This is a genomic window from Leifsonia sp. EB34 (assembly GCF_041260585.1).
GTDB lineage: Bacteria > Actinomycetota > Actinomycetes > Actinomycetales > Microbacteriaceae > Leifsonia.
Genome location: NZ_JBGCCV010000002.1, coordinates 878,758 through 904,631, shown reverse-complemented (window position 1 = coordinate 904,631; position 25,874 = coordinate 878,758). Strand labels below are relative to the sequence as shown.

The 25,874-nt window shown below is 71.2% G+C and carries 24 protein-coding genes and 1 other RNA gene; 10 read left to right on the top strand and 15 right to left on the bottom strand.

All coding sequences use genetic code 11. The features are described from left to right. Nucleotides 1–3: 3 nt before the first annotated feature. Complete coding sequence (locus ABIA36_RS13810) at nucleotides 4–1,341, bottom strand: LCP family protein (protein ID WP_369963061.1); 1,338 nt, start codon at nucleotides 1,339–1,341, stop codon at nucleotides 4–6. Between the two features lie 297 nt (nucleotides 1,342–1,638). On the opposite strand from ABIA36_RS13810, the gene ABIA36_RS13805 reads away from it, so the two are divergent. Beyond that, complete coding sequence (locus ABIA36_RS13805; RefSeq protein WP_369963060.1) at nucleotides 1,639–1,950, top strand: hypothetical protein; 312 nt, start codon at nucleotides 1,639–1,641, stop codon at nucleotides 1,948–1,950. Nucleotides 1,951–2,011: 61 nt separating this feature from the next. Here ABIA36_RS13805 and ABIA36_RS13800 read toward each other — a convergent pair whose 3' ends face one another. The 4 genes from ABIA36_RS13800 to glnA are packed head-to-tail and all read right to left on the bottom strand — an operon-like array spanning nucleotide 2,012 to nucleotide 7,044. Continuing rightward, complete coding sequence (locus ABIA36_RS13800; RefSeq protein ID WP_369963059.1) at nucleotides 2,012–2,308, bottom strand: HigA family addiction module antitoxin; 297 nt, start codon at nucleotides 2,306–2,308, stop codon at nucleotides 2,012–2,014. A gap of 25 nt (nucleotides 2,309–2,333) precedes the next feature. Next, nucleotides 2,334–2,615: a type II toxin-antitoxin system RelE/ParE family toxin gene (locus tag ABIA36_RS13795; protein ID WP_369963058.1), complete on the bottom strand. Its 282-nt coding sequence runs from the start codon at nucleotides 2,613–2,615 to the stop codon at nucleotides 2,334–2,336. Between the two features lie 60 nt (nucleotides 2,616–2,675). Beyond that, nucleotides 2,676–5,699 (bottom strand): bifunctional [glutamine synthetase] adenylyltransferase/[glutamine synthetase]-adenylyl-L-tyrosine phosphorylase, encoded by a 3,024-nt coding sequence (locus ABIA36_RS13790; protein ID WP_369963057.1) that lies wholly within the window; start codon nucleotides 5,697–5,699, stop codon nucleotides 2,676–2,678. 7 nt (nucleotides 5,700–5,706) lie between these two features. Next, the gene (gene glnA / locus ABIA36_RS13785; RefSeq protein ID WP_369963056.1) at nucleotides 5,707–7,044 is read right to left on the bottom strand and encodes a type I glutamate--ammonia ligase; all 1,338 of its coding nucleotides are present in this window, start codon (nucleotides 7,042–7,044) and stop codon (nucleotides 5,707–5,709) included. A 103-nt stretch (nucleotides 7,045–7,147) separates the two neighbouring features. Between glnA and panB the strand changes: the two genes are divergently transcribed. Next, nucleotides 7,148–7,999, top strand: coding sequence for a 3-methyl-2-oxobutanoate hydroxymethyltransferase (gene panB, locus ABIA36_RS13780; RefSeq protein WP_369963055.1), 852 nt, complete (start codon nucleotides 7,148–7,150; stop codon nucleotides 7,997–7,999). A gap of 435 nt (nucleotides 8,000–8,434) precedes the next feature. Here panB and ABIA36_RS13775 read toward each other — a convergent pair whose 3' ends face one another. Further along, entirely contained in the window at nucleotides 8,435–9,301 is an 867-nt protein-coding gene (locus ABIA36_RS13775; protein WP_369963054.1) for a hypothetical protein, read from the bottom strand. Nucleotides 9,302–9,772: 471 nt separating this feature from the next. After that, nucleotides 9,773–9,985 carry an SPOR domain-containing protein gene (locus tag ABIA36_RS13770; protein WP_369963053.1) on the bottom strand — a complete coding sequence of 71 codons (213 nt, stop codon included), beginning with the start codon at nucleotides 9,983–9,985 and terminating at the stop codon, nucleotides 9,773–9,775. A gap of 12 nt (nucleotides 9,986–9,997) precedes the next feature. Here ABIA36_RS13770 and map point away from each other — a divergent pair, with 12 nt between their 5' ends. The 4 genes from map (at nucleotide 9,998) to ABIA36_RS13750 (ending at nucleotide 14,987) form a co-directional block, all read left to right on the top strand. After that, nucleotides 9,998–10,864 carry a type I methionyl aminopeptidase gene (gene map, locus ABIA36_RS13765; protein ID WP_369963052.1) on the top strand — a complete coding sequence of 289 codons (867 nt, stop codon included), beginning with the start codon at nucleotides 9,998–10,000 and terminating at the stop codon, nucleotides 10,862–10,864. A 64-nt stretch (nucleotides 10,865–10,928) separates the two neighbouring features. Further along, the gene (gene ppgK, locus ABIA36_RS13760) at nucleotides 10,929–11,744 is read left to right on the top strand and encodes a polyphosphate--glucose phosphotransferase (RefSeq protein ID WP_369963051.1); all 816 of its coding nucleotides are present in this window, start codon (nucleotides 10,929–10,931) and stop codon (nucleotides 11,742–11,744) included. Between the two features lie 25 nt (nucleotides 11,745–11,769). After that, nucleotides 11,770–14,268 carry a DUF4118 domain-containing protein gene (locus tag ABIA36_RS13755; RefSeq protein ID WP_369963050.1) on the top strand — a complete coding sequence of 833 codons (2,499 nt, stop codon included), beginning with the start codon at nucleotides 11,770–11,772 and terminating at the stop codon, nucleotides 14,266–14,268. After that, entirely contained in the window at nucleotides 14,265–14,987 is a 723-nt protein-coding gene (locus ABIA36_RS13750; protein WP_369963048.1) for a response regulator, read from the top strand. Before ABIA36_RS13755 ends, ABIA36_RS13750 begins: the two co-directional genes overlap by 4 nt. 79 nt (nucleotides 14,988–15,066) lie before the next feature. Here ABIA36_RS13750 and rnpB read toward each other — a convergent pair. The 4 genes from rnpB to ABIA36_RS13730 form a co-directional block, all read right to left on the bottom strand. Next, nucleotides 15,067–15,436, bottom strand: an RNA gene (gene rnpB, locus ABIA36_RS13745) — RNase P RNA component class A. A gap of 28 nt (nucleotides 15,437–15,464) precedes the next feature. Further along, nucleotides 15,465–16,199, bottom strand: a complete 735-nt coding sequence (locus tag ABIA36_RS13740) for a zinc ribbon domain-containing protein (protein ID WP_369963047.1) — start codon at nucleotides 16,197–16,199, stop codon at nucleotides 15,465–15,467. Nucleotides 16,200–16,305: 106 nt separating this feature from the next. Further along, nucleotides 16,306–17,124, bottom strand: a complete 819-nt coding sequence (locus ABIA36_RS13735) for a Nif3-like dinuclear metal center hexameric protein (protein ID WP_369963046.1) — start codon at nucleotides 17,122–17,124, stop codon at nucleotides 16,306–16,308. A 46-nt stretch (nucleotides 17,125–17,170) separates the two neighbouring features. Then, complete coding sequence (locus ABIA36_RS13730; RefSeq protein WP_369963045.1) at nucleotides 17,171–19,462, bottom strand: cytosine permease; 2,292 nt, start codon at nucleotides 19,460–19,462, stop codon at nucleotides 17,171–17,173. A gap of 92 nt (nucleotides 19,463–19,554) precedes the next feature. Here ABIA36_RS13730 and ABIA36_RS13725 point away from each other — a divergent pair, with 92 nt between their 5' ends. After that, nucleotides 19,555–20,364 carry a thymidylate synthase gene (locus ABIA36_RS13725; protein WP_369963044.1) on the top strand — a complete coding sequence of 270 codons (810 nt, stop codon included), beginning with the start codon at nucleotides 19,555–19,557 and terminating at the stop codon, nucleotides 20,362–20,364. Continuing rightward, nucleotides 20,361–20,858, top strand: coding sequence for a dihydrofolate reductase (locus ABIA36_RS13720; RefSeq protein ID WP_369963043.1), 498 nt, complete (start codon nucleotides 20,361–20,363; stop codon nucleotides 20,856–20,858). The genes ABIA36_RS13725 and ABIA36_RS13720 overlap by 4 nt, the downstream gene beginning before the upstream one ends. Before the next feature lie 50 nt (nucleotides 20,859–20,908). Here the strand turns inward: ABIA36_RS13720 and ABIA36_RS13715 are convergent, their stop codons facing one another. Then, on the bottom strand, nucleotides 20,909–21,553 hold the full coding sequence (locus ABIA36_RS13715) for a DUF1345 domain-containing protein (protein ID WP_369963042.1): 645 nt from the start codon (nucleotides 21,551–21,553) through the stop codon (nucleotides 20,909–20,911). Nucleotides 21,554–21,614: 61 nt separating this feature from the next. Between ABIA36_RS13715 and ABIA36_RS13710 the strand changes: the two genes are divergently transcribed. Together ABIA36_RS13710 and ABIA36_RS13705 are read left to right on the top strand one after the other, a co-directional pair. Further along, the gene (locus ABIA36_RS13710; protein ID WP_369963040.1) at nucleotides 21,615–22,904 is read left to right on the top strand and encodes an aminotransferase class I/II-fold pyridoxal phosphate-dependent enzyme; all 1,290 of its coding nucleotides are present in this window, start codon (nucleotides 21,615–21,617) and stop codon (nucleotides 22,902–22,904) included. A gap of 1 nt (nucleotide 22,905) precedes the next feature. Then, nucleotides 22,906–23,409, top strand: a complete 504-nt coding sequence (locus tag ABIA36_RS13705) for a GNAT family N-acetyltransferase (protein ID WP_369963038.1) — start codon at nucleotides 22,906–22,908, stop codon at nucleotides 23,407–23,409. A 35-nt stretch (nucleotides 23,410–23,444) separates the two neighbouring features. Here the strand turns inward: ABIA36_RS13705 and dhaM are convergent, their stop codons facing one another. From dhaM to dhaK, 3 genes are all read right to left on the bottom strand, one after another. After that, a complete protein-coding gene (dhaM, locus tag ABIA36_RS13700; protein ID WP_369963037.1) occupies nucleotides 23,445–24,158 on the bottom strand; it encodes a dihydroxyacetone kinase phosphoryl donor subunit DhaM in 714 nt (237 codons plus the stop codon). Further along, nucleotides 24,155–24,787, bottom strand: coding sequence for a dihydroxyacetone kinase subunit DhaL (gene dhaL / locus ABIA36_RS13695; protein ID WP_369963036.1), 633 nt, complete (start codon nucleotides 24,785–24,787; stop codon nucleotides 24,155–24,157). The genes dhaM and dhaL overlap by 4 nt, the downstream gene beginning before the upstream one ends. 72 nt (nucleotides 24,788–24,859) lie before the next feature. Further along, on the bottom strand, nucleotides 24,860–25,861 hold the full coding sequence (gene dhaK, locus ABIA36_RS13690) for a dihydroxyacetone kinase subunit DhaK (protein ID WP_369963035.1): 1,002 nt from the start codon (nucleotides 25,859–25,861) through the stop codon (nucleotides 24,860–24,862). Nucleotides 25,862–25,874 lie beyond the last annotated feature (13 nt).

Below are 25,874 nucleotides of genomic sequence, written 5' to 3'. Positions count from 1 at the left end.
GCCCTACTTCACGCAGGGCACTCCCCCCGACGGCAGCGGCGCCGTCGGGTCTGTGTACGTCCCGTTCGGGCCGGGCGGCGTCGATGCGGTCGGCGACGGGGAGGGTGCCGCCGCTGTGGTCGTCGGCGGCGGCCCGGCCGGCGTCGTCGCCCCGGGGGCGGCCGTCGGCGTCGCCGTCGCCGTGCCGGGGTTCAGGAGCTGCTGTACCTCCGCGTGGATCTGGTCCGGGTCGACGAGGTTGACGTCCTTGCCGTCCTTCACCCCGTAGCCGGTGATCGGGAGGGTCGTGAAGGTGATGTTGCCGCCCGCCAGGTGCTGCGCCTCCGACGCGAAGCTGAGCAGGTCGAATCCCGAGTCGAGGGCGATGTTCTGCTTGGCAGCCGAGATCAGGGACTCCAGGGTCGCCGGATTCGCGAAGGTGTCCGCCTTCTTCAGCTTGGTCGCGAGCGAGACGATGAACGCCTGCTGGCGCCGTTCGCGGTCGAGGTCGGTGAAGTTCAGCGACGTGTTGCTCTCGTCGCGGCGCTGCCGGACGAAGCTCACCGCCTGGGACGCCGTGAGCTGCTGGACGCCCGCCTTGAAGTCGGCTCCGGAGTACGGGTCCTTGGTGTCCTCGGCGACGCACACGGTGACGGGCTGGACCGCTTGGGCCACCTGGTAGAACGCGGCCATCGTCACTTCGATGAAGTGGTCGATCCGCACGCCGCCGAGAAAGTCCGACACGGTCTGCAGCTCGGTCTGGCGCGCGAACGTGCGCGCCTGCTGGTAGGCGTCGCTCCGAGCAACCCCCGCCTTCGTCAGCTCGGTCAGCTTCTGGTCGAGGGCGAGCCCGTAGGCCTCCTTGATCTTGGAGGCGGACACGCCGTCCGGGCTGCCGGACAGCGGTGCGTAGTCGTCGCGCGGGATCGAGATGCCCACCGCCTTCTTGCCGCCCGCCGGGATGTGGATCAGCATCAGCACGTTGGCGTTGTAGCCGCCGTCGCCCTGGCTCCCGGCGTGCAGGGCGTTGTAGACGTCGGCGGGCAGAGCGTTGCCGTTCTCGTCCAGCCGGCTGTCGAGGCCCATGACGAGGATGTTGCTCTCGGCGACGTTCTTCTTGCCGGCGCCGGGCAGGGTGATGTTCGAGCGGTGGAGGCCGTTCGAGAGGTCCACGTAGGAGTAGGCGGCGAATGCCCCGACGGCGAGCGCGACGGCTGCGACGGCACCCACCACCGAGAGCAGGACGGTCCTGGCGAGGGAGGTGCGGGGGCGGCGGGCGTGCGCGACGTTCCGGCGGTCGGGCTCGGCGGCGCCGCTGTCGCCGGCCGGGAAGGCCGGGTCGGGTCGGCGGGGCGGGGTCATGGTCGGGTCTCCTCGAGTATTCGGGGGTTCGGGGCTGCTCGACACCGCCGAGAGGGCGCTTCGGGAGGCGCCGCGGGTGGGGTGCACGGGTCGAGCATGGTGAGGGCCTCCCGATCGTCCCACCGAATCCGGCCCCCGTCAGCGGACGCCCGATGAACTCCCAGAATCCGGTGGTGAACGTCCGGATGAAATGGGCCCGCGCCTGCCGTCCCGCTGTTCCCTCCCCGCGCGCACAGCACTAGATTCGGTGACGCCCGGGCCAGTACCGGTCCGTGCGCGAAACGGAAGGAACCGAACATGGCCCGTTACCTCCTCCTCTACCGCGCCGACCCCGAGGCGATGGCCTCGATGCCGGAGCCCACCGCCGAGCAGGCCGAGCAGATGAACGCCGCCTGGAACGCCTGGGCCCAGCAGGTCGGCGCCGGCCTGATCGACTTCGGCGCGCCGACAGCCGCCGTCTCCGAAGGCGCCGACCGCAGCGTCGGCGGCTACAGCCTCATCGAGGCCGACGGTGCGGACGCCGTCGAGGGCCTCCTCACCGGGCACCCGCACCGCGCGATGGGCGGCACCATCGACGTGTACGAGCTGACGCCGGTCCCCGGGATGTGATCGCGAGCCGTCCGGGCCTGCGTGCCGGGTGCGGTGCGCGCGGCCCGGATGGCGCGGGCGGTCAACCGGCAAGCGGGGCGATGTCGTCGAACTCGGCGCGGTGCGTGGCGAGGGCGACCTCGATGTCGTGGTGGGCCTGCAGGTTGAGCCAGAACTCGGCCGTCGTCCCGAAGGCCCGTGCGAACCGGAGCGCGGTGTCCGGGGTGATCGCACGCTTTCCGTTCACGATGTCCCCGATGCGCTGCGCCGGGACGTGCACGGCCTTCGCGAGCGCGTACTTCGTGAGCCCGAGCGGAGCCATGAACTCTTCGGAGAGGATCTCCCCTGGGGTGATCGGATCGGTGATCGGGTCGGTCATGGTGCTACCTCCTTGCGTCTCGTGGTCAGTGATAGTCGACGATCTCGACATCCGCCGGACCTCCGTCCGTCCACATGAAGCAGATTCGGAACTGGTCGTTGATGCGGATGCTGTATCGGCCGTTCCGGTCGCCGCGGAGCTTCTCGAGCCGGTTGCCTGGCGGTACCCGGCAGTCTTCGAGCACCGCTGCCGCGTTGAGCATCGCCAGCTTCCTTCGCGCGATCCGGTGGATATCGGGGTGGATTCGCCGGGACGGCAGACCGAGCCAGACTGCCTCGGCGTCGCGGTCGACGAACGATTGGAGCATGATCCATAGTAACGCATTGCGTTATTAACGCAAGGCGTTATTAATGCTCGGCGTTGTCGTTCACCCGGTCGGCGTCGGCCGCTGCGGGAGCCCGTAGAACCCGCGCTCGAACACCGCCCGCGCGCGCCGGGTGACCGCCAGATAGTCCTCCTCCAGCCGGCTCGCCGACCCGGGCGGGTACTCCAGGAGACGGGCCACGCCCTCCAGGGCGACCCGGTCGGCCGGGAGGACGTCGGCGGTCTTGTCGGTCCAGAGCGTCATCGCCGAGCGGGCCCGGGAGGCCAGCAGCCAGGCGTCGCGGAGTTTCGACGCGTCGTCCTCCGCCACCAGGTCGTGGTCGACGGCGACCGCGAGCGCGTCCAGGGTCGACGTCGTGCGCAGCGCCGGGATGGCCGCCGCGTGCTGGAGCTGGATGAGTTGGACGAACCACTCCACGTCGCTGAGCGAGCCGCGGCCGAGCTTGAGGTGGCGGGCCGGGTCGGCGCCCTGCGGGAGGCGCTCGTTCTCGACGCGGGCCTTGATGCGCTTGACCTCGCGGACCTCCTGCTCGCCGATCGCCGCCGGGTAGCGCACCTCGTCGGCCACCGCCTCGAAGTCGGCGAGCAGCGCGGCATCCCCCGCGACACCGCGGGCGCGCAGCAGCGCCTGGGCCTCCCAGGTCAGCGACCAGCGCTTGTAGTACGCGCGGTAGGCCTCCAGCGAGCGGACCGGCGGGCCGTTCTTGCCCTCGGGGCGCAGGCCGATGTCGAGGTCGAGCGGGAGGCGGTTGTCCTCGGTCAGCCGGTTGAGGTCGGCCACGATCGCCAGTGCGGCCTTGTGCGCGGTGTCCTGGTCGGCGGCGAGCGGGCGGAAGACGTACATCACGTCGAGGTCGGAGCCGAAGCCGAGCTCGCGGCCGCCGAACCTGCCCATCCCGATGATCGCGAACTCCAGGTCGGCCGCGTCGCCACGCTCGGCGCGGATCGCGGACAGCACGCCCTCGATCACGTTCTCGTTGACGGCGGTCAGCCCGCGGGCCAGCTCGTCGATCGTGGCGAAGCCGAGGATGGCCGAAAACGCCAGGCGAAGCACTTCGCGGCGGCGCACGGCCCGCAGCGACGCGGCCGCGGTCGCGGCGGACTGGTGTCGGCCGAGGATGGCGGCGGTCTCCTCGCGCAGCACCTCGGCGCTGCGCGGGCGCAGCTCCTCCTCCGACTCCAGCCAGGCGACGGACTCCGGGATGCGGCCGAGCAGCTCGCCGGCGAACCGCGACCCGGACAGCACCCGGGTGAGCCGCTCGGCGGCGCCGGTGGAGTCCCGCAGCATCTTCAGGTACCAGTGCGTGGTGCCGAGGTCTTCGCTCAGGCGGCGGAAAGTCAGGAGACCGTAGTCGGGGTCCGGTCCGGCGGCGAACCACTGCAGCAGCACCGGCAGCAGGTGACGTTGGATGGTCGCCCGCCGCGACACGCCCGCGGTGAGCGCGGCGATGTGGGCGAGGGCGCCCCGCGGGTCGCGGAAGCCGATCGCGGCGAGCCGGGCCTCGGCCTGCTCGCTGGTCAGCCCGGCTCCCCCGGTCAGCCCGCTGTCGTCGCTGGGCATGGCGGCGACCGCGCTAAGCAGCGGCCGGTAGAACAGCCGCTCGTGGAGGCCGCGCACCCGGTGCTTGATCGCGTTCCAGCGCACCAGGAGCTGCTCGGCGCTCGGCGCCAGCCCGGTGGCGCGGGCCAGGATGCGCACGTCGCCCTCGTCGCGCGGCATGAGGTGCGTGCGGCTGAGGTGGCGGAGCTGGAGGCGGTGCTCCATCAGGCGCAGCGTGCGGTAGTCCTGCGAGAAGGCGGCGGCCTCGTCCCGGCCGATGTAGCCCTGCGCGGCCAGCGCGGCGAGGGCGGAGAGCGTGTCGCGCTGCCGCACCCGCTCGTCGGTCTGGCCGTGGACGAGCTGGAGGAGCTGCACGGTAAACTCGACGTCGCGCAGGCCGCCCGGCCCGAGCTTGAGCTGGTAGTGGGTCTCGTCGTCGGGGATGTTGTCGGTGACCCGCTCGCGCATCCGCTGCACGGACTCCACGAAGTTCTCGCGGGACGCGCTGCTCCACACCTTCGGCGCGAGCGCGGCGACGTAGCGCTCCCCCAGCTCGAGGTCGCCCGCGAGCGGGCGCGCCTTGAGCAGCGCCTGGAACTCCCAGCCCTTCGCCCAGCGATCGTAGTAGGCGATGTGCGACTCCAGGGTGCGCACCAGCGCGCCGTCCTTGCCCTCCGGGCGCAGGTTGGGGTCGACTTCCCAGAGGCCCGGCTCGATGGCGGGCTCGTGGATGCCGCGCTGCGTGAGCATCGCCAGGCGGGTCGCGATGTCGACGGCGCGGCCCGAGCTGAGGCCGGCCTCCTCGTCGCCCTCGGTGACGTAGATGACGTCGACGTCGCTGACGTAGTTGAGCTCGCGCGCTCCGGCCTTGCCCATGCCGATGATGGCGAAGCGGGTGGCGCGCACCTCGGCCTCGGGGAAGCGGCCGGGGCCGGTGCCGATGGTCTGCCGGCGGGCGACGGCGAGAGAGGCCTCCAGCGCGGCGGCGGCGAGGTCGGACAATGCGGCGGCGACGGCGTCCAGCCCGGCGACCGGGTCCTCCTGCTCGAGGTCGAAGCTGGCGATCTGCACGAGGCGTCGGCGGTAGCGCACGCGGAGGGCGATGCGCGCGGCGTCGTCCTCCAGGGCGGCGACACCGTCGACGGCCCCGACCGCGTCGAGCAGGTCGGCGCGCAGTTCGTCCGCGGTCGGCAGGGCGATGATCGGGTCGTCCAGCGCGCTCAGCTCGGCCGGCTGCCGGAGGAAGAACTCGGCGGCGCCCTCGGACGCACCGATCACCCGGAAGACGCGGCGCGCGTCGTTCCGCGACGGCACGTAGCGCGCGGTCTGCACCGGCGCGTGCCGCAGCAGCCGCAGGGCCAGCGCGAGCGCGGTGTCCGGATCGGCGGCCGCCGACAGTGCGGGTAGCAGCTCGTCCACGCCGAAGCCGGTCAGCTCGACGAGCTCGTCCAGCTCGCCACGGACCGAGCTCAGCCCCACGAATCCGGCGCGAGCCAGCGTCGTGAGGGAGAGCTGCTCGCGGGTCACGTGCGGGTCAGAGGATCTCGAGGTTGGATCGCAGCTCGAACGGCGTGACCTGCGCCCGGTACTCCGCCCACTCGCGCCGCTTGTTCAGCAGCACGTAGTTGAAGACCGACTCGCCGAGGGTCTCGGCGACCAGCTCGGAGTCCTCCATCAGCGCGATGGCGTGGTCGAGGCTGGCCGGGAGCTGGTTGTACCCGAGGGCGCGGCGCTCGGCGTCGGACAGCGCCCAGACGTTGTCCTCGGCCTCCGGCGGCAGCTCGTATTGGCCTTCGATGCCCTTGAGGCCCGCGGCCAGCATCAGCGAGAAGGACAGGTAGGGGTTCGCGGCGGAGTCGATCGCGCGGTACTCGACGCGCGAGCTCTGACCCTTGTTGGGCTTGTAGAGCGGGACGCGCACCAGCGCGGAGCGGTTGTTGTGGCCCCAGCAGACGAAGCTCGGCGCCTCGTCGCCGCCCCACAGCCGCTTGTAGGAGTTGACGAACTGGTTCGTGACGGCGGTGATCTCCGGCGCGTGCTTGAGCAGGCCCGCGATGAACTGGCGGCCCGTCTTGGAGAGCTGGTACTGCGCGCCCGCCTCGAAGAACGCGTTGGTGTCGCCCTCGAACAGCGACATGTGCGTGTGCATGCCGGAGCCCGGGTGACCGGAGAGCGGCTTCGGCATGAAGGTGGCGTAGACGCCCTGCTCGATCGCCACCTCCTTGATGACCGTGCGGAACGTCATGATGTTGTCCGCCGTGGTCAGCGCGTCGGCGTAGCGGAGGTCGATCTCGTTCTGGCCGGGGCCGGCCTCGTGGTGGCTGAACTCCACCGAGATGCCGAGGTCTTCGAGCATCCGCACCGAGCGGCGGCGGAAGTCGTGCGCCGTGCCGCCGGGGACGTTGTCGAAGTAGCCGGCCGAGTCCACGGGCTCCGGGCCCTCGTCGCCGAAGGTGGAGGACTTGAGCAGGTAGAACTCGATCTCCGGGTGCGTGTAGAAGCTGAAACCGCGGTCCGCCGCCTTCTCCAGCGTGCGCTTGAGCACGTTGCGCGGGTCGGAGACCGAGGGCTGGCCGTCGGGCGTGGTGATGTCGCAGAACATGCGGGCGGTCGGGTCGACCTCCCCGCGCCACGGCAGGATCTGGAACGTCGTGGGGTCCGGATGCGCCAGCAGGTCGGACTCGAACGCACGGGTCAGTCCCTCGATGGCGGAGCCGTCGAAGCCGAGTCCTTCGGAGAACGCGCCTTCGACCTCGGCGGGGGCGATCGCCACGGATTTCAGCGTGCCGACCACGTCGGTGAACCACAGCCTCACGAACTTGACGCCGCGCTCCTCGATGGTGCGAAGAACGAAGTCGCGCTGCTTGTCCATCCTGCCCCTTTCGTCGGCCCCTCCAGACTAGTGGTTCCGCAGCGGGAAACCGGTCGGACGCCCGCCGGGGCCGCGTCACCAGCGCGTCACTAGACTGAGGCGCATGAGCGAGCAGTCCCCTGTCCCCTCCGTCCACCCCTCAACCCCGTCGATGGAGTCGCTGAAGCGGGTGCGGACGCGCCACTTCCAGGCGGCGAAGGAGGCGGGCGAGCCGTTCACCGGCCTGACCAGCTACGACATGCTGACCGCCCAGATCTTCGATGAGGCGGGCATCGACTTCCTGCTGGTCGGCGACTCCGCAGGCAACAACGTCCTCGGCTACGACACCACGCTGCCGGTCACGGTGGACGAACTGATCCCGCTGACCCGCGCGGTGGCCAAGGCGGTCAAGCGCGCGTTCGTCGTCGCCGACATGCCCTTCGGCTCGTACGAGACCGGACCGCAGGAGGCGCTGCACACCGCAGTCCGCTTCATGAAGGAGACCGGGTCGCACGCCGTCAAGCTGGAGGGCGGGCAGCGCAGCGCCAAGCAGATCCGGCGCATCGTGGACGCCGGCATCCCGGTCATGGCGCACATCGGCTTCACGCCGCAGAGCGAGCACGGCCTCGGCGGCCACCTCGTGCAGGGCCGCGGCGCTGGCGGCGAGCAGATCCTCGCTGACGCGCAGGCGGTCCAGGAGGCCGGAGCGTTCGCCGTCGTGATGGAGATGGTGCCGGCGGACGTGGCTCAGCGGGTCACCCACGAACTGCGCATCCCGACGATCGGCGTCGGCGCGGGACCCCACGTGGACGGTCAGCTGCTGGTCTGGACGGACTGGGCCGGGTTCACGACCGGCCGCATCCCCCGCTTCGTGAAGCAGTACGCCGACCTCCGGGGCGCGCTGTCGGAGGCCGCGCGCACGTACAAGTCGGAGGTCCAGTCCGGCGTCTTCCCCGCCCCGGAGCACAGCTTCTAGGCGTGCACGCCTTAAGCCACCCGCGGAGGGCGACGAGAATCGCCCCGGCGCACTGCACCGGGGCGATTCTCGCGGCAGCATTTCATGCTCCCATCAACAGTGAGGAAACACGGCGTGAAGGATCGAAAGTGGACCATTCGCCTCGTGTTGCAGCGAACCATTGCCTCGGTCGGTAAATTCATCTCCGGAGTCATCGAGACGCTGATTCGTTAGCGTCTGCGGCGGCGAGGTCTTTGTCGGCCCACCGGCGACCGAGAAACGCCAAGCCGACAAAGGCACCGACATAGGCAGCAGTCCAGCCCCACCAAGGGAGCAAACCCGACCACAACCAGCTGACAACGATCAATCCGAGGATTACTCCCCAAGACGCCACATTCCTGAACGGGGTAGATCCCAGAGCAACCCTCGACTGATTACTGAAGAGGTGCCTCAGCTTCATCGGCAGTAGCTGTCCTTATACGGGATGGTCCCAATGACGCCCGGACCGATCAAGAGACGTGCGCACTGTCCGGAGTTGTAGGCATTGGTCGCGTTGTACATGATCGAAACGATATTGATCGCGCAGAGCCCGGCCGCAGCGATTCCTGCCGGCCCCGCAACTTTAAGTAGAGCGCCACAAGCTTTTGCGGCTCCTCCGGGCCCGCTCGGGCCGCCACCGAGTCCCATCAGCTCACGCGTTTCAGCGCGCGTGGTCTTGACAGTGGGAATGGCCATGTACCACTCGAACTGAGGGTCTGTGACGACGGGGAAGGCCGTGGCCTCGGTGAAATCGATCACCTGGACAAGGGTGTCGCCTTCGACTTCGTAGTGGGTCGGTACAGGGTTGCCCTTGGCGTCCTTCGCCCACGGGGCGGCCACGAACGCAGAGAGTGTCCCGTCGGCACCGGCAGCAATCACCGAGCCGTCAGGGTTGAGTTGCAGGCTCTGCCCGCCCGCCAGGTCCATCGGGTAGGCGTAGCGTTTCGGGGCGTTGGCGTTGTCAATGACCGTGTTGATCTGTACGCCGCTGTCGCGGATCACAGGCACAGTCGAAGAGCCGTTGTGGTTGTCGTAAACGACCACGCCCGGCACCTGGGATTCGGTCGCGTCGGAGGCCTTGTCCCCGAACGGGAGTCCGATCGTCAAGGCGGGCGCGCCGCCTGCGGCGAGCGTGATGCCGTCAGCCGCGTCCGTCGGCACCGCCACTTTCAGCCCGTCCTTTTCGACGGCCGAAGCCGTCTCCGCATCAGTTCGCACCGCCGTACCGGTCGAACCGGCGACCGCCTCGGGTGCGATCTGCTGAATCACAGCGACCGAATCCACAGCGTTCACCGTGTCCGCATCAGCGGGCACGAACCCGGTAAGTAGAGCCCCTACCGTACCCACCGTTGCAACTGCTGCGGCCGTCGCGAACGACCTTTTCCAACGCCCCATAGCGTCCTCACTCTCCATCGAGCGGTCCAAAATCTTACATCGAGGACCTGACGCATAGAACAATAACCAAACCGGATGACATAACAATCCGTGCTAGCACGGATACGCCACACGTCTGGCAGTCAACCTGGTTCCTCGCGTCGAGCGGGCAAGCTACGCGGGCACGCCGCGGCCGGCGTGGCGGCGCTCGATCGGCGTCGGCGCGAGACCGCATGTTGACGGCCCGCTCCTGGTCTGGACGGACCGGGTCGGCTTCAGGACCGGCCGCATCCCGCTTCGTGAAGCAGTGCGCCGACTTCGAGTACGCGAATAATCAGCCGAAAACGGCCGAGTACGCGGATTATCTGCGTGCTCGGCGGTTTACCGGTTCTCTTCGGCGTCCTCTTCGGCCCACTTCGCGCTGTTCTCGCGGAGCTTCTCGAGGGCGTGCTCCGCCTCGGTGCGGGTGTCGAAGGGGCCGACGCGGTCGGGGGCGGGCGAGAGGAAGCCTTGCTCGACCTGGCCCGTCTTCATGTTGTACCAGTACTTGTGCTCGGCATCCTGCTCGATGCCGTAGTCGTTCTCGCCGGTCATAAGCTTGATCCTATGCCCAAGGATTCCGCCGGTCACCTGGTCCCGGGACGCGTCACCGCGATGCGCTCCGTCCCGTCGCGGATTCCGCGGCCGGAGTACGTCGGCAAGCCGGGACCGACCCCGTCGGACCGCGGCGACGTGTACTCCCCGGAGGAGGTCCGCCTGATCCGGGAGTCCGGCCGGATCGCCGCGCGGGCCATCGAGCGGGTCGGCCAGGCGGTCCGCCCCGGCATCACCACCGAGGAGCTGGACGCGATCGGCCACGAGTTCCTGATCGAGCACGACGCTTACCCGTCGACGCTCGGCTACCGCGGCTACCCCAAGTCGATCTGCAGCTCGGTCAACGAGGTGGTCTGCCACGGCATCCCGGACGACACCGTGCTCGCGGACGGCGACATCGTCAACATCGACATCACCGCCTACAAGAACAGCTTCCACGGCGACAGCAACCAGACCTTCATCGTCGGCACCGCGTCGCAGGAGGTGACCCTGCTGGTGGAGCGGACCAGGGAGGCGCTGAACCGCGGCATCAAAGCGGTCGCGCCCGGCCGCGAGGTCAACGTGATCGGCCGCGCCATCGAGTCGTACGCCAAGCGCTTCGGCTACGGGGTGGTGCGCGACTTCACCGGGCACGGCGTCGGCGCCACCTTCCACTCGGGGCTGATCATCCCGCACTACGACTCCGCGCCCGCGTTCGACGACGTGATGGAGGTCGGGATGGTCTTCACCATCGAGCCGATGCTCACGCTCGGCACGAGCGAATGGGACATGTGGGCCGACGACTGGACCGTGGTCACACGCGACCGCAGCATCACGGCGCAGTTCGAGCACACGCTCGTGGTCACCGAGCGGGGCGCGGAGATCCTGACCCTGCCGTGACCGGCTCCCCGGTCGCGCCGCGCGCTGCTGCCGCCGCACCGACCCGCGGGGTAGATTCGAGATCATGAGCGCGCAGAACCACGCAATCGGGATCGACGTCGGCGGAACGGGCATCAAGGGGGCGCTGGTCGACCTCGACAGTGGTGAGCTGGTGAGCGACCGCATCAAGCTCCCGACTCCGGAGGGCGGCAAGCCCGACGACATCGTCGAGACTGCCAAGGAGATCGCCGAGAAGCTGGCCGCCGAGGAGCCGGACGCTCCGGTCGGCGTGTGCTTCCCCGCGATCGTCAGCCACGGCGTCACCCTCTCGGCGGCCAACGTGTCCAAGAAGTGGATCGGGCTGAACGCCGAGGAACTGTTCGAGAAGGCGCTGGGCCGGCAGATCCACTTCGTCAACGACGCCGACGCGGCCGGCTACGCGGAGACCCGGTTCGGCGCGGCGAAGGGGACCGACGGGCTGGTCATCATGACCACGCTCGGCACCGGAATCGGTTCCGCGCTCATCTACGACGGCGTCCTGATCCCGAACGCGGAGCTCGGCCACCTGGAGATCGAAGGCCACGACGCCGAGTCCCGCGCGGCCTACTCGGCGAAGGAGCGCGAGGACCTCTCCTGGGAGAAGTGGGCGAAGCGGCTGCAGAAGTACTACTCGACGCTGGAGTTCCTGTTCACCCCCGACCTCTTCATCGTCGGCGGCGGCGTGTCCAAGAACTACGCCGAATTCCTGCCGCTGCTGGACCTCAAGACGATGATCGTCCCCGCCACCCACCGCAACAACGCGGGCATCCTGGGGGCTGCGGCCCTCGCGGTGCGCAACGAGCGGCGGGATGCGGGAGCGCGCGGGCGCGCGGCCGAGGTCGGCGTCTCGTCCGACGACTAGACACCCGAGAGAGGGATCGAGAGCAATGGCGCGTGGCCACCTCCGGGTCATGCTCGGCGCGGCGCCCGGCGTCGGCAAGACCTACGCGATGCTCGAGGAGGGCAAGCGGCTGAAGGCGCTGGGGAAAGACGTGGTGGTCGCCGTCGTGGAGACCCACGGCCGCTCCGCGACCGCCGCCATGCTGGAGGGGCTGGAGGTCGTCCCGCGCCGCACGGTCGAGCACCGCGGGGTGGAGCTCACCGAGCTGGACCTGGACGCCGTGCTCGCCCGGGCGCCGGAGCTCGCGCTCGTGGACGAGCTCGCTCACACCAACGCCCCCGGCTTGGAGAACGCCAAGCGCTGGGAGGACGTGGAGGTGATGCTCGCCGCCGGCATCGACGTGATGTCGACGGTCAACATCCAGCACATCGAGTCGCTGAACGACGTGGTCGAGCAGATCACCGGCGTGCAGCAGCGCGAGACCATCCCGGACGCGGTGCTGCGCCGCGCCGACCAGATCGAGGTGGTCGACCTCGCCCCGCAGGCGCTGCGCGACCGGCTCGCGGAGGGCGTGGTCTACCCGGCCGCGCGCGTGGACGCCGCCCTCTCCAACTACTTCCGGCTCGGCAACCTGACGGCGCTGCGCGAGCTCGCCCTGCTCTGGCTGGCCGACGAGGTCGACAGCGCGCTGCAGCAGTACCGCGCCGAGCACGGCATCGCCGGCAAGTGGGAGGCCCGCGAGCGCGTGGTCGTCGCCCTCACCGGCGGCCCGGAGGGCGAGACGCTGCTTCGGCGCGGCGCCCGGATCGCCGCGCGCTCGGCCGGCGGCGAACTGCTCGCCGTGCACGTCACCAGCCAGGACGGCCTCCGCGAGGCGAACCCCGGCGCGCTCGCGTCGCAGCGCGCACTGGTGGAGCAGCTCGGCGGCAGCTACCACCAGGTGGTCGGCAGCGACATCCCGCAAGCCTTGGTCGACTTCGCGCGCGGCGAGAACGCGACGCAGCTCGTCATCGGCGTCTCCCGCCGCAGCCGGCTCGCGGCGCTGCTGACCGGGCCGGGGATCGGCTCGACGGTGGTCAGGGAGTCCGGTGACATCGATGTGCACATCGTGACGCACTCCCGGGCGGGCGGGCGGTTCTCGCTGCCGCGGCCGCGTGGCGGACTCACGACGCGGCGGCAGGTCTACGGCTTCCTGCTGGCGCTGATCGGCGGCCCGCTGCTGACCGTGCTGCTGGTGAGCCTGCGCTCGACCGAGTCGATGACCGCCGACGTGCTCAGCTACCAGCTCCTGGTGGTGGTCGTCGCGCTCGTCGGCGGGATCTGGCCGGCGCTGTTCGCGGCGCTGCTGTCCGGCCTGACGCTGGACTACTTCTTCGTCGCCCCGCTGTACACGATCACCATCGCCGAGCCGCTGCACCTGATCGCGCTGATCCTCTACATGATCATCGCCGCGCTGGTCAGCCTGGTCGTGGACCAGGCGGCCCGGCGCACGCGCGCCGCCCAGCGCGCCGCGGCGGAGGCCGAGCTGCTGGCGACGGTGGCCGGCGGCGTCATCCGCGGCGAGGACGCCCTCCAAGCTTTGGTGACCCGCACCCGCGAGGCGTTCGGGCTCACCGGAGTGCGCCTCCTGGACGGCGACGAGGTGGTGTCCACGGACGGCGAGGCCGCCGACTCGGATCACACGCAGCGCATCGCCGTGGGCGACCGCGGCACCTTGGAGCTGTCCGGCCGCGACCTGGAGGCCGCCGACCGGCGCCTGCTCGGAGCGATCGTCGCCCAGCTCGACGCCGCGCTGGAGCACCGCGAGCTGGCCGCGACCGCGAGCGAGCTCGGCCCGCTCGCCGAGGCCGACCGGGTCCGCAGCGCGCTGCTCGCCGCCGTCGGCCACGACCTCCGCCGGCCGCTCGCCGCCGCGACCGCCGCCGTCACCACGCTGCGCCAGCGCGACCTCCGGCTCAGCGACGCCGACCGGGAGACGCTGCTGGAGACCGCGGAGGACAGCCTGGACGGCCTCGCCACCCTGGTCACCAACCTGCTCGACGTCAGCCGGGTGCAGGCGGGCGTGCTCGGGGTGTCGCTGGCGCCGACCGAGCTGGACGACGTCATCCCGGCGGCGCTCGAAGAGCTCGGGCTCGGGCCGGCGAAGGTGGAGCTCGACCTGGCGGAGGAGGTGCCGCCCGTGCTCGCCGACGGCGTGCTGCTGCAGCGCGTGCTGGTGAACCTGCTCGGCAACGCCCTGCGGTTCTCGCCCGACGGCCGCCCTCCCGTCATCGCGGCCAGCGAGTTCGGCGGCACGGTGCAGCTCCGCGTCGTCGACCACGGGCCAGGAATCCCCGGCGAGCGCCGCGAGGCCGTCTTCCTGCCGTTCCAGCGGCTGGGCGACACGGACAACGACACCGGGATCGGGCTGGGACTCGCGCTCTCCAAGGGCTTCGCCGAGGGGATGGGCGGGACCCTGGAGGCCGAGGACACCCCGGGCGGCGGGCTGACCATGGTGGTGTCGCTGCCGGCCGCACCCACATCGAACACGGAGGAGACGCCATGAGGATCCTGATCGCCGACGACGACCAGCAGATCCTGCGCGCGCTGCGCATCCTCCTCACCGCCCGCGGCTACGAGGTCCACACGGCCCGCACCGGCGCCGAGGCCCTGTCGGTGGCGGTCGAGCACCATCCCGACCTGGTAATGCTCGACCTCGGGATGCCCGAGCTGAACGGCATCGAGGTGATCGAGGGGCTGCGCGGCTGGTCGACGGTCCCGATCCTGGTCGTCTCGGGCCGCACCGGCTCGGCCGACAAGGTGGACGCGCTCGACGCGGGCGCCGACGACTATGTGACCAAGCCGTTCGCGGCCGACGAGCTGCTCGCGCGCATCCGGGCGCTGACCCGGCGCCAGGCCGGCCCCTCCGACGAACCGACGGTGCGCTTCGGCGACATCACGGTCGATCTGGCGGCGCACCAGGTGGTGAAGCGCACGGCCGACGGGGAGTCGCCCGTGCGGCTGACCCCGACCGAATGGGAGATCCTGGAGGTGCTCGTGCGCAACCCGCGCCGGCTGGTCACGCGGCAGGCCCTGCTCACGCAGGTGTGGGGCCCGCAGTACACCAACGACACCGGCTACCTCCGGCTCTACCTGGCCCAGCTCCGCAAGAAGCTGGAGCCCGTCCCCTCCGCCCCGCGCTACCTGCTGACCGAGCCCGGCATGGGCTACCGCTTCACCCCCGACCCCGACACTGACGCCGACACCGACCCCGACCCCGAGTAACCGCCGAGTACGCGAAAAGTCAGGCGAAAACCGCCGAGTACGCAGACTATTCGCGTACTCGCGAGGTGATCGGCGGAAGGGAACGGGTCGGCCGATACGCCGGGTTCTGTCACGGCGCTCGCGCGCCGCGGACGGCCATCTCTCTCGGGACGACGTTGCCGCCGCCCTCTAGCGGTCTACCCGGGGACGAGACGAGCAGCCTCATGGTCCCCTGTCTGACCTTGCTCCGGGCGAGGTTTACCCAGCCGGCCGAGTCACCCCGGCCGCTGGTGGTCTCTTACACCACCGTTTCACCCTTACCGCGCACTCGCGTGCGAGGCGGTCTGCTTTCTGTTGCACTTTCTCGCGGGTTGCCCCGGGTGGGTGTTACCCACCACCCTGCTCTGCGGAGCCCGGACGTTCCTCGGCGGCCCGCTCGCGCGGACCGACGCGACCGTCTGGCCGACCCGTTCCGGCCCCCACACTAGCGCACGCGCCCTAGAGCCCCGACTCCTCGTTGCGGATCAGGATCGCGCCGCTGTCCGGGCAGAGCACCACGTCGTCGTCGGGCGCCCGGCGGATCTCCGCGAGGTCGGACTCGGTGAGCTTCACGTTCGAGCCCAGCGACACGCCGCGCAGCAGCAGCGCCGCACCGACGCCGTACCGCGAGCGCTGCCGCTCGTACAGCGCGACCAGGTCGGCGGGGAGTGCGCCGGCGATGGTGGCGCGGTCGCGGGCGAGGGCGTCGCGCTGGGCGCCGACCGTGCCGGCCTCGCCGTCGCGGGCGGCCTCCAGCTCCTGGACGCGGCTCTCCAGTCCCGTGCGCTCGGCCTCGATCGCGGACAGGGCCGCCTCGAGCCCTTCCAGGCGCTCCATGACCGTCAACTCGATCTCCTCGAGGTCGCCCTGGCGCTTGGCGAGGGAGGTCAGCTCGGCCTCCAGTGCCTGCACGTCCTTCACCGAGGACGTGTGCTGCAGCCGCTCGCTGTCCCGGCGCTTGCGCGCCTCCACGACCTCGACGTCGGACTCGACGCGCTTCAACTCGGCGCGGGCGTCCTCCACCTCGCCGGTCGCGGCGATCCACCGCGCGCGGAGGGCGTCCACCTCGGGCTGCAGCGCGGCGAGCTGCGCGGCCTGCGGGAGGTTGCGGACGGTGTGGTCGAGCTGGCTGAGGCGGGTGTCGGCGGCCTGCAGCCGGAGGAGCTCGTTCTGGTCGGCGGGGCTGGCTTTCATGCTCTGCTCTCTGCGGTCGTCATGGGGGCGGTCGTCATGGGGGCGGTCGTCATGGGGGCGGTCGTCGCGCGGGCGGTCGTCGCGCGAGCTGTCGTCGTGCGGTTCATCATTGCAGGATCGCGAAATCCCAGGGGTCGGTGCGCAGCTCGCTGACGACGACCTCCACGCCGGGCAGCTCGCGGCGGAGGCTCTCGGCGGCCGTATCCAGCCACAGCCACTCGCTCGCCCAGTGCGAGACGTCGAGGAGGGCGGGGCCGCCGCCGAGGACGGCCTGCTCGCGCGCCTCCGACGCCGGATGGTGCCGGAGGTCGGCGGTGATGTAGACGTCCGCTCCACGGACGGCTTCGCTGGCGAGCAGCGAGTCGCCGGCGCCGCCGCACACGGCGACGCGGGAGACGGGCTGGTGGTAGTCGCCGGCCGCGCGCACTCCCCCGGCGGTCGGCGGCAGAAGGTCGGCGAGCGCGCGGGCGAGCACGCCGAGCGTCGTCGGCTCCGCCAGCGTGCCGACCCGGCCGATCCCCGTGACCCCGTCCGGCGCCGGCGCGATCGGCGCGGTGTCGCGGAGGCCGAGGGCGGCGGCCAGCACGGCGCTCGTGCCGTCCTGCACCACGTCGGCGTTGGTGTGCGCGGCGATGAGCGCGCAGTCGTTGCGGATCAGGGTCGCCAGCAGCGAGCCCTTGTAGCGGTCCTCGGCGACGGAGGTCACGCCGCGCAGCAGCAGCGGGTGGTGGGCGAGCAGAAGGTCGGCGCCGAGCCCCACCGCCTCGTCGACGGTCGCGGCCACGGCATCCACCGAGAGCAGGATGCGCTCCACGCTCGCGGCCGGATCGCCCGACACGAGTCCTGGCGCGTCCCACCCCTCGGCCCCGGAGACCGGCCAGAGCGATTCCACGACCTCGCAGACGGAACGGAGAGTGTGCGGCACGCACTAGAGCCTACGTGATCGAGCCTCGCCCGGGACGGGCCTTTCGTCAGGCGACCACGCGTTCCTGCCGCCGCACCTCGCGCACGCCCGAGACCATCGGCGTCACCAGGCCGATGCCGAGCGCGAGCAGGACGCCGACGTTGCTCGTGCCGATGCCGGTGTGCGGGTCGGCCCCCAGCAGCCGGAACAGGTAGCCCTCCCACGCCAGCCACGGCAGCGGCGAACTGACGAAGCCGAGCCCGATCGCGCTCGCGGCCACGAGCACGCTGAGGTTGACCCAGCGCCAGTCCGGGTAGACCCCGCCGCGGTTCAGCAGGGAGCCGTGGTGGAAGCGGCGCGTGCGCAGCATCATCTCGCCGGCGAACAGTCCCGCCCACGCCGCGACGGGCACCGACAGCGCGGTCGGGATGCCGCGGATGACCACGTCCAGGTCGCTCACCGTGAGGGCGAGCACGACGCCCACTGCCGCGATCACGGCGCCGATGACCACCGTGCTCCAGCGCCGGCCGAGCCGCACACCGAGCGCGTCGAGGGTGAAGCCGCCCGAGTAGATCGTGAGCACGAGGGCGGAGATCAGGCTGAGCCCGACCGCCAGCAGCAGCGGCACCGGGTACCAGGCCGGGAGTCCGAGCTGCACGAACCCGCCCACCGGGTCGCTGGCCAGCTCGGCGGCCAGGCGCGGGTCGGAGGCCGCGAGCAGGCCGCCGTAGGAGACCAGCACGAACGGCGGCACGCCGGCCCCGAACGTCGCCCACAGCATCCCGGCCGCGCCGGAGGAGCGCCGGCGCTGGTACCGCGCGACCTCCGCGCTGCTCATCGCCCAGGCCAGCCCGACGTAGCTGAACACGAGCACCGCTCCGGTCACGACGTGGGTCCAGAGCGCGTCGGGCACGGCGAGCGCACGCGACACGTCGACGTGCCGCCAGGTCGCCGCGATCGTCACGCCGATGAGCACCGCGGAGGCGATCGTGAGGACGAGCTGGACCCGGGAGACGAGCCCGTAGCCGAAGAACGCGACGACGCCGGCGGCGGCGATGGTCACGATCAGCGCGATCGCCGTCGGGATCGCGGCCTCGTGCGACCAGCCCTCCGAGACGGCCAGCGACCCCGCCGCCGACCCGGCCAGCCAGAGCAGCACGGCACCCCAGAACAGCTTCGTGACCAGCGCCAGCACGGTCGGGAGGACGTTGCCCCGCAGGCCGAACGTGGCGCGCGACACCACCAGGGTCGGCTGCCCGCTCCACTTGCCGGCGAGCGTCCCGAGCCCGAGCGGGAGGAACGACAACGCGACCCCGAACAGCGTCGCGACCAGGAGCTGGCGCAGGCTCAGCCCCAGCAGGAACAGGGTCGCGCCCACACCGACGCTGATGAGGGAGGAGGTGCCGGCGAACCAGAGCCAGAACAGCCGGGACGCGTGCCCGGCCCGCTGGTCGAACGGGGTGGGCTCCAGATCCACGGCCTCCGGCACGAATGCCGGAGGTGCGACCGGGGCGGCGTGCGGCGCGGCTGCCTCTTCGGGGAGCCGCGGCGACGCGACCGGAGTCGGGGCGCTGAGCGCGTCGCCCGTGTCCTCGGCGATCCCTCCGCCTTCGGGGGCCGAAGTGACAGTGCCCGGGGCGGGCTCGGCTCCGGCCACCGGCGCGGCGAGCGCCACGGGGAGGGCGACCGGCAGCGGCTGGGAGTCGCGTGGCGCGTACTCCTCGGGAACCAGTCCGAGCGGCTCGACGCGCGGGGCGGCGGTCTCGCGAGCGGACGTCGTCTCGGGCAGGAAGGCGGATGCGTCGAGCGCGATCGTCGGGAACTTGGGCGGCGAGACCTCCGGCTGCGGCGAGACCTCCGGCGGCGCCACCGGGGGCTGCGGCGAGCCCGGGGGCTGCCGCACGGCCGCACCCACCCACGCGCCGTACGTCGGCTGCGGCCCGTCCTCCCGCCGAACGGGGAGGTCGTCGAAGCTGATCAACTGGGTGGGCGGCCCGACCCAGTCGTCCTCCTCCTCGTCTTCCTCTTCCTTGTGCTCCTCGACGACGTCGCGCCGCGGCTCCCCCACGACCGGGATCGCCGCCGTCGCCCGCGCCTGCAGCACATTCTGCAGATGCCGGATCGCCCCGAACGTGTCGTGGATCCGGAGGTCCGCGTCCACGATCGCCGTGACCTCCGCGTCGCTGAGGGTGGCGGCGCCCTCCCCGTCCGTCGCGGCCCGCGCCCCGGCGACGATCGGGATGGCCGCCGTCGCGCGGTCGACCTCCGCCTGGAGGGCGTCCGCGAGCTCGTCGTCGCTGTGGCGTGCTCCGCCCGGCTCCGCGACGCCGTCCCCCTCCACGTCATCGGCCCGTTCCATAGTCGAAAGCCTACGACCCGAACGGTCGCCGGGTCAGGGGGAAACCGCGGGTCCCTGGGCACGCGGGCGTACGGAGAAGTAGCATCGTCTCGATGAGCACGCCGATCCCGACTCCGTACGAAGACCTGCTGCGCGACGTCCTCGCGAACGGCAGCCACAAGTCCGACCGCACCGGCACGGGGACGCGCAGCGTGTTCGGCCGGCAGCTCCGGTTCGACCTCGCCGAGGGCTTCCCCTTGATCACCACGAAGCGGGTGCACTTCAAGTCCATCGCCTACGAACTGCTGTGGTTCCTCCGCGGCGAGAGCAACGTCGGCTGGCTCCGCGACAACGGCGTCACGATCTGGGACGAGTGGGCCGACGAGCGCGGCGAGCTCGGCCCGGTCTACGGCGTGCAGTGGAGGTCGTGGCCGGCGCCCGACGGAACGCACATCGACCAGATCCAGCAGGTGATCGACACGCTACGACGCGATCCGGACTCCCGCCGGATCATCGTCTCCGCTTGGAACGTCGCCGACATCCCGGACATGGCGCTCGCGCCGTGCCACGCGTTCTTCCAGTTCTACGTCGCTGACGGCCGGCTCTCCTGCCAGCTCTACCAGCGCAGCGCGGACATGTTCCTCGGCGTCCCGTTCAACATCGCCAGCTATGCGCTGCTCACGATGATGGTCGCCCAGCAGGTGGGCCTGGAGCCCGGCGAGTTCGTCTGGACCGGCGGCGACTGCCACATCTACGACAACCATGTCGAGCAGGTGACCGAGCAGCTCAGCCGCGACCCGTATCCCGCGCCGACCCTGCGGTTCGCACGGAAGCCGGAGAGCATCTTCGACTACCGCTTCGAGGACTTCGCGGTGGAGGACTACCAGCACCACCCCGCGATCCGCGCCGCCGTGGCCGTATGACGCTCGCCCTGAGCAGTACCGTCGCCCTCATCTGGGCCCAGGCCCACGACCGCGTGATCGGCGCGGGCGGGGTCATGCCGTGGCACCTCCCCGAGGACCTCAAGCACTTCCGCGAGCTGACCGACGGCGACCCGGTGATCATGGGCCGCCGCACCTGGGAGTCCCTCCCGGAGCGGTTCCGGCCCCTCCCCGGCCGGCCGAACATCGTGGTGACGCGCGACCCGGCCTATCAGGCCTCCGGCGCGGAGGTCGTCCACTCGCTCGACGACGCGCTGGGCACCGCCGGAGACGGCACCGTGTGGATCATGGGCGGCGCCGAGCTGTACACGCAGTCCCTGCCGCTCGCCGACCGGGTCGAGGTGACCGAGCTCGACCTCGCCGTGGCGGGCGACACGTTCGCACCCGCCCTCGGGCCGGAGTGGCACGGCGACCCCGGCCCGTGGCTGGAGGCCGCGAACGGGATGCGCTACCGCTTCGTCCGCTACGAGCGCTAGGTCAGTCCCGGGCGCTAGGTCAGTCCCTGGCGCTAGGTCAGTCCCTGGCGCTAGGTCAGTCCCGCCACCAGGTTCACCGTGGTCGCGACGATGACGGTCCCGAACACGTACGACAGCAGCGTGTGCCGCACGATCGTCCGGCGCAGGTAGGAGCTGGAGATGTCCGTGTCCGACACCTGGAACGTCATCCCCAGCGTGAACGAGAGGTAGGCGAAGTCGCTGTACTGCGGCGGCTCCTTCTGGTTGAAGTCGACGCCGCCGTCCCTGCGGTAGTAGATCCGCGCATACCGCAACGTGTAGAGGGTGTGCACGAGCAGCCACGAGAGCGCGATGCTCACGATCGCGAGCAGTGCGACGGCGAGCTGCGCACCGCCCTTGAGGCTGCGCGCCTCGACGAGGACCCACACGACCGCGAACAGGCTCACCAGCGCGGTGATGGTCAGCACCAGGTCCGCGGTCCGGCGCCCCGGGTCCTCCAGCGTCGCGTGGCTGCGCGTCTGGTCCGCGTTCATCCGCCAGATCGTCGCCCAGATCCACACGACGTACACCAGGCAGGCCGCCGCCCAGCCGGTGAGGAACGCGTGGTGCAGCACCTCGAAGAAGGCGGCCACCACCGTCACGACGACGCCCACCGCCAGGGCCACGTACAGTTTCACGCGGCTGTGCCCGCGTCCGCGCTTCAGTTCGTCCGTCACAGTACGGATGTTGGCACGTCACGCCGGGACGTCAATGCCAGCGCGCCGGTACGATCGATTTGTGACCACTGCTCCCGCACCCCTCGCCGACCTCGACACCGAAGCGCTCCGCGCCGCGCACGCCGACTTCGAGCGCGCGTACGACGAGCTGAAGGCCGCCGGCCTCGCGCTCGACATCACGCGCGGCAAGCCGTCCGCCGAGCAGCTCGACCTCTCCAACGACCTCCTGCACCTGCCCGACGGGGCCTACCGCGACGCCGCGGGAACGGACCTGCGCAACTACGGCGGCCCGAACGGCCTCCCCGAGCTGCGCGCGATCTTCGCGGACGCGCTGCGGGTGCCGGTCGCCCAGCTCCTCGCGCTCGGCAACTCCAGCCTCACGGTCATGCACGACACCGTCGCGCAGGCGCTCCTGCACGGCGTCCCCGGCGGCGACCTGCCGTGGGGCCACCAGTCGATCAGCTTCCTGGCGCCGGTGCCGGGCTACGACCGGCACTTCACGATCTGCGAGCGCTTCGGCATCCGGATGATCGCGGTGCCGATGAACGATGACGGCCCCGACATCGCCACGATCGAGACGCTGCTGGCGACCGACGACAGCATCAAGGGCATGTGGTGCGTGCCGGTGTACTCCAACCCGACCGGAGCGGTCTACAGCGAGGAGGTCGCGCGTGCGCTGGTGTCGCTGCCCGCCGCGCCCGACTTCCGGCTGTTCTGGGACAACGCCTACGTCGTGCACCACCTGAGCGACGAGCGGCCGGAGCCGATCGACATCCTGGCGCTGGCCGCCGAGGCCGGCAACCCGGACCGCCCGCTGATCTTCGCCTCCACCTCCAAGGTCACGTTCCCGGGTGCGGGCGTCGCGTTCGTCGGCGCGTCGGAGGCCAACATCGCCTGGTTCCAGCACAACTCGGCCGCGCAGAGCATCGGCCCGGACAAGATCAACCAGCTCCGCCACGTGCAGTTCCTGGGCGACGCCGAGGGCCTGGCGGCGCACATGGAGAAGCACCGCGCCATCCTGGAGCCCAAGTTCGCCGCGGTCGACGAGGCGTTCCGCGCGCGGCTGGAGCCGTGGGGCGCCGGCGCCTGGAACGCGCCGCACGGCGGCTACTTCGTCAGCCTCGACGTGCTCGACGGCTGCGCCAAGCGGGCCGTCCAGCTCGCCAAGGAGGCCGGCATCGCGGTGACGCCCGCCGGGGCGACCTTCCCGTACGGGGAGGACCCGCGCGACGCGAACATCCGCATCGCGCCCACGTTCCCGCCGCTCGCCGAGCTCCGCGCGGCCCTCGACGGGCTCTGCACGGCCATCCTGCTCGCCGAGACCGAGGCACTGCTGGCCGAGCGGAACTGACGTGACGTCCGCGTGGGTCGTCCGCCCGAGCGTGGAGGACGACTGGACCGCGTACCGCGCGATCCGGCTGGAGATGCTCGAGGACACGCCCATCGCCTTCCTCGAGACCGTGGCGGCGGCGCGCACGCACCCGGACGAGCACTGGCGGCGGCGTGCGGCGAACACATCGTCCGCCAGCAGGTTGTTCGCCGCGGTCGCGCCCGACGGACGCTGGCTCGGGACGATGGGCGGCTTTCACGCCTCCGGCTCCCGCGATCCGCACCTCGTCGGCGTCTACGTGACGCCGGCGCTGCGCGGACGTGAGCACGGCGTCACCGACGCGCTGCTGGACGCGGTGATCGACTGGGCGCGCCCCCGCTCCGGGCGCCTGCTGTTGGAGGTCCACGAGCACAACACGGCCGCGATCCGCTACTACGAGCGCCGCGGGTTCGCCTTCACCGGCCGCACGCAGCCGTACCCCCTCGACCGCAGGGCCCGGGAATTGGAGATGGCGGCCGACCTGTAGGCCGACCCCCTCCGTCACCGACGGCTGCGGAGGGCTCAGACCTCTCCGAAGCCGCTCTCGACCAACTCGACCAACGCGTCGACTGCGGCCTCCCCTTCGCTGTCCGGGGACGCGATGGAGGCCGTGGCGCCCGCGGTCAGCCCGAGCGACATCACGCCGAGCAGGCTCTTGGCGTCCTTGCCGTTCACGGTCAGCTTCACCGGGAAGGTGTTGGCCAGCTTGACGAACTCGGCGGCCGGCCGGGCGTGCAGGCCCTGCGGGTTGCGCACGAGCACCTCCCGCGTGTAGCCGTCCGCGCCGCGCACAGCAGCCGCGGCTTCGGACGGAGCTGCGGCGCCCGGTGGCTCCTCCGCGCCGCCCCACGCCGAGCGCGCGCCCTCGACGGCAGCAGCGACCCCCGCGAGGTCGGCGCCGGTCTCCGCGGCGACGGCCGCGGCGACGCCGCCCTCCACGAACGGCCCGTCGACCACGCGCACGCGCTCGCGCTCGTCCTCCGGAAGCAGGTCGAGAACGGTCTCCGCCGTCAGCAGTGCCGAGCCGAGGTCGCTGACGACCACGACGCCGGCGCCCTGATCGGCCTCCCCCACCGCGGTCATCACCTTGCCGAAGCTGGTGCCGATGCCGTCGTCGTCCGTCCCGCCCGCGGGCAGCAGCGTCACCGACGGCGCCATCTGCCCGGCGAGGGCGACGGCGCCGGCGGCGAGCTGCGAGCTGTGCGAGACGAAGACGATCCCGACGCGGCCGGTCATCCGGCCGCCTCGGCAGCGGCGCGGAGGATGAGCGCGGTCGACTGCGCCCCCGGGTCGCGGTGTCCCGCCGAGCGCTCGCCCAGGTAGCTGGCGCGACCCTTGCGGGCGACGAGCGGGATGGTGGCGTCCGAGCCCTGCTCGGCGGCCGCGGCCGCCGCGTCGAGGATCGCGGCCGGGTCGTCCCCCGCGGCGAGCGCGGCCGAGGCCGCCTCCACCGCGGGGGTCCAGGCATCGACCATCGTCTTGTCGCCGGGCTCCGCCTTCCCTCGGGACACGATGCCGTCGCGCGCGCCCCTGAGGAGCGCGACCAGGGTCTCCCCGTCGATCGGGTCGGCGTCGCCGACCGGCTCGGCCGCTTTGAGGAAGGCCGTGCCGTACAGCGGGCCGGACGCGCCGCCGACCGTGGAGATCAGGGTCATCGCCACCGACCGCAGCGCCGCGGACGGCGTCGCGTCGGCGGGCAGCTTCCCCAGCGCGTCCACGGACGCACGCAGGCCGCGGTCCATGTTCTCTCCGTGGTCGCCGTCGCCGATCTCCCGGTCGAGCGTGTTCAGCTCACCCTTGTGCTCGCCGACGGCCGTGGCCGCGGCGGAGATCCAGGAGGTGACCCAGTTCGTGTCCAGCGCCATCAGCGCGTCCTTCCTCGTGTCGTGTCCGTCATCCGGTGTGTGGAGCGTACGCCCCGGTCCGCGCCGGCCAGCTCACACGCCCCAGCGGAGCGCGGCGGTGTGCACCGGCGCGTCCCACAGTGCGGTCAGCTCGTCGTCCAGCTTCAGCACCGAGATGGAGGCGCCCTGCATCTCCAGCGAGGTGACGAAGTTCCCGACCAGCGACCGGCCGAGGACGATCCCCTTCTCGTCCAGGATCTCCGCCGCACGCCGGAACAGGATGTAGAGCTCCGAGAGCGGCGTGCCGCCCATGCCGTTGACGAACAGCAGCACGGTGTCGCCCGAGGAGAACGGCAGGTCGGTGAGGATCGCGTCCATCATGCGGTCGACCAGGCGGTCGGCGGGCTCGAGCTTGATCCGCTCGCGGCCGGGCTCGCCGTGGATGCCGACACCGAACTCGATCTCGTCCTCCGGCAGCACGAAGCCGGGCTCGCCCGCGTGGGGCACGGTGCCGTCGGTGAGGGCGAGGCCGATCGAGCGCACGTTGGCGTTGACCTTCTTCGCCACTGCGGTGACAGCGTCGAGGTCGTCACCGCGGTCGGCGGCGGCTCCGGCGATCTTCTCCACCAGCACGGTTCCGGCGACGCCGCGGCGGCCCGCGGTGTACAGGGAGTCCTGAACGGCCACGTCGTCGTTGGTGACGACGGCCCGCACCGTGATGCCCTCCGCGCCCACCAGGTCGGCGGCCGTCTCGAAGTTCAGCACGTCGCCCGTGTAGTTCTTCACGATGTGGAGCACGCCCGCTCCGCCGTCCGCGGCCTTGGTGGCCTCCACGATCGGCATCGGCGTCGGCGAGGTGAAGACCTCACCGGGGACAGCGGCGTCGAGCATGCCCTTCCCCACGAAACCGGCGTGCAGCGGCTCGTGGCCGCTGCCTCCACCGCTGACCAGGCCGACCTTGCCGCGCACCGGGCCGTCGGCCCGGGAGACGAAGCGGGGGTCCTGCGACACCGTGACGATGTCCGCGTGAGCCCGTCCGAACCCCGCGAGGGACTCGGCGACGACGTCGGGTACGTCGTTGATGAGCTTCTTCATCGAAAACCCTTCC

Coding starts and splice junctions, on each gene's coding strand:
- map (WP_369963052.1), top strand. CDS start 9,998: ATGCCCAAGGATTCCGCCGGTCACCTGGTCCCGGGACGCGTCACCGCG.
- ABIA36_RS13795 (WP_369963058.1), bottom strand. CDS start 2,615: ATGCTCCAATCGTTCGTCGACCGCGACGCCGAGGCAGTCTGGCTCGGT.
- ABIA36_RS13740 (WP_369963047.1), bottom strand. CDS start 16,199: ATGAAAGCCAGCCCCGCCGACCAGAACGAGCTCCTCCGGCTGCAGGCC.
- ABIA36_RS13805 (WP_369963060.1), top strand. CDS start 1,639: ATGGCCCGTTACCTCCTCCTCTACCGCGCCGACCCCGAGGCGATGGCC.
- ABIA36_RS13800 (WP_369963059.1), bottom strand. CDS start 2,308: ATGACCGACCCGATCACCGATCCGATCACCCCAGGGGAGATCCTCTCC.
- ABIA36_RS13720 (WP_369963043.1), top strand. CDS start 20,361: ATGACGCTCGCCCTGAGCAGTACCGTCGCCCTCATCTGGGCCCAGGCC.
- ABIA36_RS13750 (WP_369963048.1), top strand. CDS start 14,265: ATGAGGATCCTGATCGCCGACGACGACCAGCAGATCCTGCGCGCGCTG.
- panB (WP_369963055.1), top strand. CDS start 7,148: ATGAGCGAGCAGTCCCCTGTCCCCTCCGTCCACCCCTCAACCCCGTCG.
- dhaL (WP_369963036.1), bottom strand. CDS start 24,787: ATGGCGCTGGACACGAACTGGGTCACCTCCTGGATCTCCGCCGCGGCC.
- ppgK (WP_369963051.1), top strand. CDS start 10,929: ATGAGCGCGCAGAACCACGCAATCGGGATCGACGTCGGCGGAACGGGC.
- ABIA36_RS13810 (WP_369963061.1), bottom strand. CDS start 1,341: ATGACCCCGCCCCGCCGACCCGACCCGGCCTTCCCGGCCGGCGACAGC.
- ABIA36_RS13725 (WP_369963044.1), top strand. CDS start 19,555: ATGAGCACGCCGATCCCGACTCCGTACGAAGACCTGCTGCGCGACGTC.
- dhaK (WP_369963035.1), bottom strand. CDS start 25,861: ATGAAGAAGCTCATCAACGACGTACCCGACGTCGTCGCCGAGTCCCTC.
- ABIA36_RS13755 (WP_369963050.1), top strand. CDS start 11,770: ATGGCGCGTGGCCACCTCCGGGTCATGCTCGGCGCGGCGCCCGGCGTC.
- ABIA36_RS13770 (WP_369963053.1), bottom strand. CDS start 9,985: ATGACCGGCGAGAACGACTACGGCATCGAGCAGGATGCCGAGCACAAG.
- ABIA36_RS13730 (WP_369963045.1), bottom strand. CDS start 19,462: ATGGAACGGGCCGATGACGTGGAGGGGGACGGCGTCGCGGAGCCGGGC.
- dhaM (WP_369963037.1), bottom strand. CDS start 24,158: ATGACCGGCCGCGTCGGGATCGTCTTCGTCTCGCACAGCTCGCAGCTC.
- glnA (WP_369963056.1), bottom strand. CDS start 7,044: ATGGACAAGCAGCGCGACTTCGTTCTTCGCACCATCGAGGAGCGCGGC.